The sequence below is a fragment of the Rubellimicrobium mesophilum DSM 19309 genome, from assembly GCF_000600335.2.
Lineage (GTDB): Bacteria > Pseudomonadota > Alphaproteobacteria > Rhodobacterales > Rhodobacteraceae > Rubellimicrobium > Rubellimicrobium mesophilum.
The window spans coordinates 1-8,601 of record NZ_KK088639.1 but is presented as its reverse complement, the minus strand read 5'-3'; the positions used below and the strand labels follow the sequence as shown (position 1 = coordinate 8,601).

Annotated in this window: 8 protein-coding genes and 1 pseudogene; 7 read left to right on the top strand and 2 right to left on the bottom strand. The window is 69.4% G+C overall.

Annotated features, from left to right (window positions below):
• The first annotated feature begins 1,079 nt into the window (after positions 1–1,079).
• From RUMESO_RS24745 to RUMESO_RS25500, 7 genes and pseudogenes are all read left to right on the top strand, one after another.
• Positions 1,080–1,328 carry a hypothetical protein gene (locus RUMESO_RS24745; protein WP_082484647.1) on the top strand — a complete coding sequence of 83 codons (249 nt, stop codon included), beginning with the start codon at positions 1,080–1,082 and terminating at the stop codon, positions 1,326–1,328.
• Positions 1,325–2,386: a HesA/MoeB/ThiF family protein gene (locus RUMESO_RS23395; protein ID WP_037284578.1), complete on the top strand. Its 1,062-nt coding sequence runs from the start codon at positions 1,325–1,327 to the stop codon at positions 2,384–2,386. Before RUMESO_RS24745 ends, RUMESO_RS23395 begins: the two co-directional genes overlap by 4 nt.
• Before the next feature lie 30 nt (positions 2,387–2,416).
• Entirely contained in the window at positions 2,417–2,707 is a 291-nt protein-coding gene (locus tag RUMESO_RS23390) for a hypothetical protein (protein ID WP_211262987.1), read from the top strand.
• Between the two features lie 78 nt (positions 2,708–2,785).
• A complete protein-coding gene (locus RUMESO_RS23385) occupies positions 2,786–3,574 on the top strand; it encodes a transporter substrate-binding domain-containing protein (protein WP_051521644.1) in 789 nt (262 codons plus the stop codon).
• Positions 3,575–3,583: 9 nt separating this feature from the next.
• A pseudogene (locus RUMESO_RS23380) lies at positions 3,584–4,368 on the top strand (amino acid ABC transporter permease).
• 153 nt (positions 4,369–4,521) lie between these two features.
• Positions 4,522–6,546 (top strand): M3 family metallopeptidase, encoded by a 2,025-nt coding sequence (locus RUMESO_RS23375; protein WP_037284572.1) that lies wholly within the window; start codon positions 4,522–4,524, stop codon positions 6,544–6,546.
• A 635-nt stretch (positions 6,547–7,181) separates the two neighbouring features.
• Positions 7,182–7,421, top strand: coding sequence for a hypothetical protein (locus RUMESO_RS25500; RefSeq protein WP_156363079.1), 240 nt, complete (start codon positions 7,182–7,184; stop codon positions 7,419–7,421).
• A gap of 24 nt (positions 7,422–7,445) precedes the next feature.
• Here RUMESO_RS25500 and RUMESO_RS23370 read toward each other — a convergent pair whose 3' ends face one another.
• Together RUMESO_RS23370 and RUMESO_RS23365 are read right to left on the bottom strand one after the other, a co-directional pair.
• Complete coding sequence (locus tag RUMESO_RS23370; RefSeq protein ID WP_037284569.1) at positions 7,446–7,646, bottom strand: hypothetical protein; 201 nt, start codon at positions 7,644–7,646, stop codon at positions 7,446–7,448.
• 121 nt (positions 7,647–7,767) lie between these two features.
• Complete coding sequence (locus RUMESO_RS23365) at positions 7,768–8,586, bottom strand: alpha/beta fold hydrolase (protein ID WP_037284566.1); 819 nt, start codon at positions 8,584–8,586, stop codon at positions 7,768–7,770.
• Between the last annotated feature and the right edge of the window lie 15 nt (positions 8,587–8,601).

The window sequence follows — 8,601 nt, the reverse complement described above, 5'->3', positions numbered from 1 at the left end:
GGATGCGCTGGCGGGGGCTGGCCAAGGCGGCCTTGCAGGTACGGCTGACCGCGACGGCCTACAATCTACGCCGCGCCGTAGCGCTCGTCAGAGCGGCCTTGGCATGAATGCCGGTGGACTCTGCCCAGGTCGGCCGGAATCGGAAGGGCAGCGCCCGCTATGCCCGTGTGATCGCCCAATCTGCCGATCGCAACCAGCGGAAACGACCCTAATACCGGCCGAAAACTCCACCCGCGCACAGGTCTCCTCTAAAGCGGTTTGCGCTCGATCTGACGCAGAGCCTTTCGAGGCGGAAAGCTTCCGACGCGGCGAAGGCGTGGGGAGCATCTGGATCTCCTCCCGCCGACAGAATGCCAGAACTGCTTCAGCGCTGGCGGCTCCGCGTCAGATCGAAGGCAAACCGCTTTTGGAGCGCTAAGCGGAGGTGGCTGGGGCAGTAGGCAATGCCGGGATCGTTGACCAGACGACGCAGCTCAACGCTGCCGCCATGGCTGGTCGGCGCATAGGCAGACGACCGGGACCAGATGCCTTGATTGCCCTAGGTGGAGCCGATCATAGGTGGAGCCGATATGGCGCTTGCCGGTCTTGGTGTCGGTGATGAGTAGACGCCCCGGACGCTGTTCTAGGGCCGCCTTCGTCGGGGCGGCTGTTGCGCACCAAGGTTCCCAGCTCGTTAAAGGGCAGTTCTATATCGTAAGAACCGGGGAGGGTGCGGCCCGTGTAGGGAGTCGCCGGGATCTCCTTCACCTTAATGGCAGGATAGTGGTTCTAGAAGTACACGCGCGCTGAGTGGTCCCGGAATAGAGAGCTGAGCTTCAGGCGGCCCATGAAGCCTGCGCCTCTACCCTTCAGCTCATAGGTTGTGCGGAAACGAGGAATCTGTGATCAAGCCGATACCCAAGGTCCTCCTAGAACTGCCTTACTGTCCCTTCTCGGCAGACTTCGGTCAATTTGAGTGAGAGGATCTTGGATGGGAGCCACGGCTCCGCAGCGCTATCCTCTGTCCGACGCCGGCAGCTTCCTGATAGGTCACTCAGTCGAGCGCCGTAGGAATGGGCCGCGACTGAACTAAGCGGTAGATGAGGCGATTAGACGTGAAGAGGCCATACAAATATTCATCTAGTCGGTCCTGTCCCCCATGTAATGGCAAGGAGGTGCTGGTGCTGCTGCTCAATGCCGGGGATGAGCCCGTGACCCTGTCTCATGGCGAGCGCATGGCCCAGTTGGTGATCGCCCCCGTCGCGCGCGCCCGGTTCGAGTTGGCCGAGACGCTGGACGACACGGCGCGGGGGGATGGCGGTTTCGGCTCGACGGGGCGGCTTCCGTGATCCTCGTGGGCGCGATGGCGGCGGCCATCTGGATCGTCGGCTGGATCATGGGGACGCCACGGCAGGCGCGGCTCCTGATGGTGGGCATCCTGCTGACTTCGGTGGTGGCGCTCCATGTAATAGTGGGAGAAGGTCATCCGCTGCGCGAGGCGACGGGGAGAGACCCGCGTCTCTGGATCATGCTGGTCGCGGCGGTGGCGCTGGCCTGGGGCTACTTCCAAGTCCTGGGCCGCGTCCGGGCCGAGGCGAACCGCCGGCAAGTCCCGCCGCCGGAAGCCCCGAGGCCCTCCGGCGCCTTCTCGACGGCCGAGCTGGGCCGCTACGCCCGCCACATCACCCTGCGGGAGATCGGCGGGCCGGGGCAGCGGGCGCTGAAGGAGGCCAAGGTCCTCGTGGTCGGCGCCGGAGGGCTGGGGAGCCCGGCGCTCCTCTACCTGGGCGCGGCGGGGGTGGGGACCATCGGCATCATCGACGGCGACGAGGTCGAGGCCTCGAACCTCCAGCGGCAGGTGATCCACGGCGAGGCCGACCTCGGGCGCCCCAAGGCGCAGTCGGCGGCGGATGCCATCGTCTCGCTCAACCCCAACGTCACGGTCCGCACCTACTCGCGCCGGCTGACGGCCGAGAATGCGGGCGAGCTCGTCGAGGGCTACGACCTGATCCTCGACGGCTCGGACACCTTCGCCACCCGCGCCCTCGTCAACGAGGCGGCAGTGCGGACGGGAAAGCCCCTGATCGCGGCGGCTCTGAGCACCTGGGAGGGGCAGATCAGCCTCTACGACCCGGCGCGGGGAGGGCCCTGCTACGCCTGCCTCTTCCCCGAGGCGCCGGCGCCGGGCCTCGCGCCCTCCTGCGCCGAGGCGGGGGTGGCGGGGCCGCTGCCGGGGGTGCTGGGCACGATGATGGCGCTGGAGGCCGTCAAGCACCTGACCGGCGCGGGAGAGACGTTGCGGGGACGGATGCTGCTCTACGACGGGCTCCATGCCGAGGCGCGAGTCGTGCAATTGGAGGCGCGGGCCGGTTGCCCGGTCTGCGGGGGCCGCGGGCTTCGGGCTTGAAGGGACGCCAGGGTCCGCTAGCTCCCGCGCATGGCACAAGCACCCCGTATCCGAGATGCCGCCGCTGCCGGGGCCAAGTCCTCGCTCGGCGAGACCCTGCGGGCCTCCGGCGCCGACGCCCGGCACCGAGAGCTCGCCACCGAGCACCTGCTGTTCCAGACGCTGGTCTACATCGAGAGGCAGTTCCCCGGCCTCTTCGACCACTTGGAGGAAAGCATCGCGCATCTGGGCGACCACGCCGACGACGACACCAAGGACGACGAGGCCGTCCGTGACGTGGCGCGGCAGTTCGTCAGGGCCTTGCGGAAGAGCCACGGCTGAGGCCATCTCCGGCTCGCCTTGCAAAGACGGGCGGGCGGGACCAATCTCCCGCCAGCCAAGATGCACAGGGAGTTCCAGATGCACGCCCGCCTTCTCGCCTCGGCCGCCCTCGCGCTGGCCGGGACCGCCGCCCTCGCGCAGGACCTTCCCGACCTCGGGGGCCGCGAGATCACCGTGGTGACCGAGAACGCCTATCCGCCGCTGCAGTTCATGGACGCCTCCGGCAACGCGGTTGGCTGGGAATACGACTTCATGGCCGAGGCCGCGAAGCGGCTGAACGCCACCGTCGCCTACGAGAACACCTCCTGGGACGCGATGATCCCCGCCGTGTCCGAGGGGCAGTACGACATCGGCATGACCGGGATCACCATCCGCGACGACCGCGCGGAGGTGGTGGACTTCTCGGACCCCTACATGACCTCGCAAACGCTGATGATGGTGCGGAGCGACGAGGACCGGTTCACGGATGCCGCGAGTTTCGGCGCGAACGACGACCTGCTCGTCGCCGCGCAGCCGGGGACGACGCCCTTCTACGTGGCGGCCTACGACCTGCTGGGCGGCGACGAGGCGAGCCCGCGCATCGTCAAGTTCGAGACCTTCGGGGCGGGGCTGGAAGCCTTGAGGACCGGGGACGTGGACCTCGCGCTCTCGGATTCGGCCGCCGCGCAGGCCTATGTCGCGGCCTCGGACGGAGGGCTCAAGATCATCGGTGAGCCGCTCGGGACCGAGCAGTTCGGGTTCATCTTCCCGAAGGGATCGGACCTCGTGGCGCCGATCAACGCCGCCATCGCCTCGATGGAGGCGGACGGGACCCTGGAGGCGCTGAACCAGAAGTGGTTCGTCGACTACGCGATGGGGCAGCAGTAAGCCCGCGTCTTGACGCCCAAGGCTTCGCAGGAGTTTCCCTGGTGGCTCGTCGTCGTCGCGGCGACGGGCCTTGTCCTGTTCTGGGAGGTGCTGTCGAGCGACGTCTACCGCGCGGTGCTGGGGAAGCTCGCGCAGGGGGTCTGGATCACGGTCCTCGTCTCCGTGGTCGCCTATGTCGCGGCCTGCGCCCTGGGGCTCGGGCTCGCGCTCATGGGGCTGTCGCACAGCCGCGTGCTGCGGCAGGCGGCGCGGCTTTACATCGAGGTGATGCGGGGGTGCCGATCATCGTGCTCCTCCTCTACGTCGCCTTCGTGCTGGCGCCGGGGCTGGTGGACCTCTGGAACCTCGCTCGCGGGCTGATCGGGCTGGAACCCGTCCGGCCCCGCGACTTCTCGCTGCTCTGGCGCGCGGTGATCGCGCTGACGCTCGCCTACTCGGCGTTCCTCGCGGAGATCTTCCGGGCGGGGCTGCAATCCGTGGACCGGGGGCAGGTCGAGGCGGGGATGTCGCTGGGGCTGAGCCGCTGGCACAGGTTCCGGCTGATCGTGTTCCCGCAGGCGTTCCGAACGATCTTCCCGGCGCTGGGCAACGACTTCGTCGCCATGGTGAAGGACAGCTCGCTCGTCTCGGTGCTGGGGGTCACGGACGTCACGCAGCTCGGCAAGGTCACGGCGGCGGGGAACTTCCGCTACTTCGAGACCTACAACGTCGTCGCGCTGATCTACCTGACCATGACCATCGGGCTGTCGCTGGTGCTGCGGCGGCTGGAGGCGAGGCTGCGGGCAAGGGGGTAGGGCGGGGTGAGGCGGATGAGAAGACGGTCCAGTGGACCGTTTTCCCGCCGAACGCCCGCCATGTCGCGCCGGTGGCGGGGTGAACCCCGCCCTACGGGTGGCAACTCCCGTTCGGGGCGCATAGCCTGGGCAGGTCATCAGCGGAGCCTTGCCATGAATCCCCTTCTGACCGACTGGACCACGCCCTTCGGGCTGCCGCCCTTCGACCTGATCCGCGACGAGGACTACGGACCCGCCGTGGATGCCGCCTTGGAGGAGGCCCGGGGGAACATCCGTGGCATCGCGGAGAGCGGGGACGAGCCGACCTTCCAGAACACCATCGCGGCGCTGGAGCAGGCGGACCAGCGGCTCTCCAAGGTGCTCGGCGCCTTCTGGGCGGTGGCGGGGGCGGACACCAACGACGCGCGGCAGGCGCTGGAGCGGGAGCTCGCGCCCAAGCTGTCGGCCTACGGGTCCGAGATCACGTCCAACAAGCAGCTCTTCGCGCGGATCGACGACCTCTGGGAGCGGCGCGAGTCGTTGGGCCTGAGCCCGGAGGAGGAGCGGGTGCTTTACCTGACGCATCGCGGCTTCGTGCGCTCGGGGGCCCAGCTCGACGGCCAGGAGGCGGAGCGGATGAAGGAGGTGAAGGCGAGGCTCGCGGTGCTGGGGACGCAGTTCTCGCAGAACGTGCTCGCGGACGAGAAGGACTGGGTCATGCCGCTCTCCGAGGAGGACCTGGAGGGGCTGCCGGACTTCGTGGTGCAGGCGGCGCGGGCGGCGGGGGAGGCCAAGGGGGCGGGCGGGCCGGTGGTGACGCTGTCGCGATCCCTCATCGTGCCGTTCCTCCAGTTCTCGCCCAAGCGGGACTTGCGGAAACGGGCCTACGAGGCCTGGGTCGCGCGGGGGGCGAACGGCGGGGCCACCGACAACCGGGGCATCGCCGCCGAGATGCTGAAGCTGCGCGAGGAGCGGGCCAAGCTGCTCGGGTTCCCGAGCTTCGCGGACTGGAAGCTCGAGACCGAGATGGCGCGGACGCCGCAGGCGGTGAAGGACCTGCTCATGGCGGTCTGGGAACCCGCGAAGAAGGCGGCGGAGATCGACGTGATCGAGCTGGCGCTCAGGCTGTGGGCGGACGGCCAGCCGGGGCCCTTCGAGCCCTGGGACTGGCGCTACTACGCCGAGAAGCGGCGGGCGGAGGAGCACGAGATCGACGAGGGGGAGGTCAAGGCCTTCTTCCAGCTCGACCGCATGATCGCGGCGGCCTTCGACGTCTCCCGCCGGTTGTTCCGGCTGGAGTTCCGGGAGATCGAGGGGCCGCGCTACCACCCCGACGTGCGGATGTGGGAGGTCACGCGGGACGGGAGCCACGTCGCGGTCTTCGTGGGCGACTACTTCGCGCGGGAGGGGAAGCGGTCGGGGGCCTGGTGCAGCGCCATGCGCTCGCAGTCGCGGCTGGGCGGCGAGGTGCGGCCCATCGTCGTGAACGTCTGCAACTTCGCCAAGCCCCCGGAGGGGGAGCCGGCGCTGCTGTCCTGGGACGACGCGCGGACGCTGTTCCACGAGTTCGGCCATGCGCTGCACCAGATGCTGTCCAACGTGACCTTCGAGAGCGTGTCGGGGACCAGCACCGCGCGCGACTTCGTGGAGCTTCCATCCCAGCTTTACGAGCATTGGCTTGAGGTCCCGGAAGTCCTTGAGACGCACGCGGTGAACGCGGCCGGGGAGCCGATGCCGGGCGACCTGCGCGAGCGCCTGCTGGCGGCGCGCACGTTCGACATGGGGTTCAACACCGTGGAATACGTGGCTTCCGCGCTCGTGGACATGGCCTTCCACGACGGGCCCGCGCCCGCCGACCCGATGCAGCGGGAGGCGGAGGTGCTGGAGGCGCTGGGGATGCCGCACGCCATTCGGATGCGGCACGCGACGCCGCATTTCCAGCACGTCTTCTCGGGGGACGGCTACTCGGCGGGGTACTACTCCTACATGTGGTCCGAGGTCATGGACGCGGACGCCTTCGCGGCCTTCGAGGAGGCGGGGAGCGCGTTCGACCCCCGGCTCGCGGAGCGGCTGGAGCGGGAGATCCTGTCGGTGGGCGGGTCGCGCGACGAGGGGGAGAGCTACCTTGCGTTCCGGGGCCGGATGCCGGGGGTCGAGGCGCTGCTGCGCGGGCGGGGCTTGCGGCCCGAGGCGGCGTAGGGGGCCGGTCTCGTAGAGGTTCCATTCGAGGCTGAGGTAGGCGGCCATGAAGCGGCGCAGCAGGTGGCGCGCGCCGTTCTCCACCGCTTCGTCGGTGGCGGGGGAGGCGACGAGGTCGGCAAGCCGCAGGAGCGCGGATTCGGCGTGGGGCACCGCGTCGGGGCGGTCGGTGAAGGTCTCAAGGTGCGCGCGCACGGCGTGGAGCCGCGCGAGGCGCGGGGAGGTCGGGGGCAGCGAGAGAGCGAGATGGGGGTCCATGGGGGCGGTCCTGTGATTCGCCCTCAGGATGCCGGAGAAAGGTTAACGAATTGCGGGACCAACGAACGGTGGGGGGTGGGGCGACGCAACGCCCGAAGTGTAAGTCGCTGACGTGGATATGGAAGTTGTCCAGCCAAGGTGTTGCGTCGCCTCGTAGGGCGGGCTTCAGCCCGCCACGCGATATCGGCGAGGGGCGATTCGGTCGACGACGGTGGATGGCGGGCTGAAGCCCGCCCTACGCTTGCTGACACGAGTGTTGCGTGGGGCGGGCTCACGATGCCGAATCAAGAAAGCTTGCTTGAATTCGTCCCTCTTGAAAGCTCAGCGTCTTCCGTAATGATCGATCGGCATTCGGCTGAACGAAAGGTAGGTTCGACGTGGCGCTTGTGACGAGACTTGAGAAAGATGAACGATCAGTTGCCACGCTCCACCGCACTCAACTTATCGCTAAGTACATGGTCGCCGAGGTGGAGGGCGGCCGGCTTTTTCAGATCAACAGCTATGGCTCGGATGCTCGGCAAATTCCTGGAAAGTTGAGTCAGACCCTCCAGTTCACAGAGGATTCCGCGCGTCACCTCTATAATGCGTTGAAGGCCGAGTTTGGCTTCTCCGACTGAGGCGTCGATCGTGTAAGGTGAGCCCTAGCCCTGCAGCCGGCCCAGGTGGGCGCGGTGGAGGGCGAGGGAATCCTCGTAGTCGGCCAGCAGGGTGCGGGCGATCTCGGCGACCTCGCCCGTGGAGGGCAGGCGGTCGATGATCTCGCGCTGGCGGGCGACGTGCTCCTCGCCCTCGCGGACGTGCCGCCGGGCCATCTCGATCTCGGTTTCCTCGGAATGTGTCATGGCCGCTCCCCTTTGGCCGATCCTAGCGGAAAAGGCGGGGCGGCGCGACAGCGGCGTCCGCCCGGGGGATCGGGGGGCGGGCCGGCCCGGGAGGATGGCGCGCCGGGGGCGTGGGGACGGGCTAGGGATCGCCCGCGATGGCGTGGGCCGACAGGAAGCGCGCGACCTCGGCCACGAGGCGGGCCGGCTGCTCGCGGTGGGGGAGGTGGCCGCAGCCGTCGAGGAGGACGACCTCGGCGGGCGCGGGCGTCAGGGCGGCGAGGCGACGGGGATGGGCGGGGGAGCCGTACTCGTCCCGGTCGCCGTGGAGGGCGAGAAGGGGGCAGCGGAGGCGGCGGAGCGCCTCGTCCTGGGTCCAGCCGGCGAAGGCGGGGGAGAGCCAGGTCCCGGTCCAGGCATCGAGCGCCCAGCGGGCCTTGGCGCCGTGGTGGCGGGCGAGGCGGGCGAACCGGGCGGGGTCGCGGAACGCCTCGGCCTCGGCGCGGATGCCGGCGGTGGTGCGGTCCTCGACGAAGGCCTGGGCGGAGACGGTGACCACGGCCCGGCAGAGGTCGGGATGGCGCGCGGCGGTGGCGACGGCCATGGCGCCGCCGACGCTGTGGCCGAGGGGGATGAGGTCGCCGAGGCCGAGGCGGTCGCGGAGGAGGGGGATGGTGGCCTCGGCCTCCTCGGCGATGAAATCCGGGGCGAGGGGGCCGGGATGGGGGTCGGAGCGGCCGAAGCCGAGGCGGTCGTAGGCGAGGACGCGCAGGCCGGTGGCGCGGGCGAGACGCTCGGGCACCTCGCGCCAGAGCTCCACGCAGCCCAGCGAATCGTGGAGGAGGAGGAGCGTGGGGCGGTGGCCCGGCACGGCAGGGGGCCGCCAGGAGCGCGCGAAGAGGCCCCCCCGTGGGGTATGGATCGGGTGGTCCTCTGGCCGGAGGCGGGGGGTGGGGGCCATGCGGGGGGGTGGCTA

Coding starts and splice junctions, on each gene's coding strand:
- RUMESO_RS23385 (WP_051521644.1), top strand. CDS start 2,786: ATGCACGCCCGCCTTCTCGCCTCGGCCGCCCTCGCGCTGGCCGGGACC.
- RUMESO_RS24745 (WP_082484647.1), top strand. CDS start 1,080: ATGAGGCGATTAGACGTGAAGAGGCCATACAAATATTCATCTAGTCGG.
- RUMESO_RS23375 (WP_037284572.1), top strand. CDS start 4,522: ATGAATCCCCTTCTGACCGACTGGACCACGCCCTTCGGGCTGCCGCCC.
- RUMESO_RS23370 (WP_037284569.1), bottom strand. CDS start 7,646: ATGACACATTCCGAGGAAACCGAGATCGAGATGGCCCGGCGGCACGTC.
- RUMESO_RS23390 (WP_211262987.1), top strand. CDS start 2,417: ATGGCACAAGCACCCCGTATCCGAGATGCCGCCGCTGCCGGGGCCAAG.
- RUMESO_RS23365 (WP_037284566.1), bottom strand. CDS start 8,586: ATGGCCCCCACCCCCCGCCTCCGGCCAGAGGACCACCCGATCCATACC.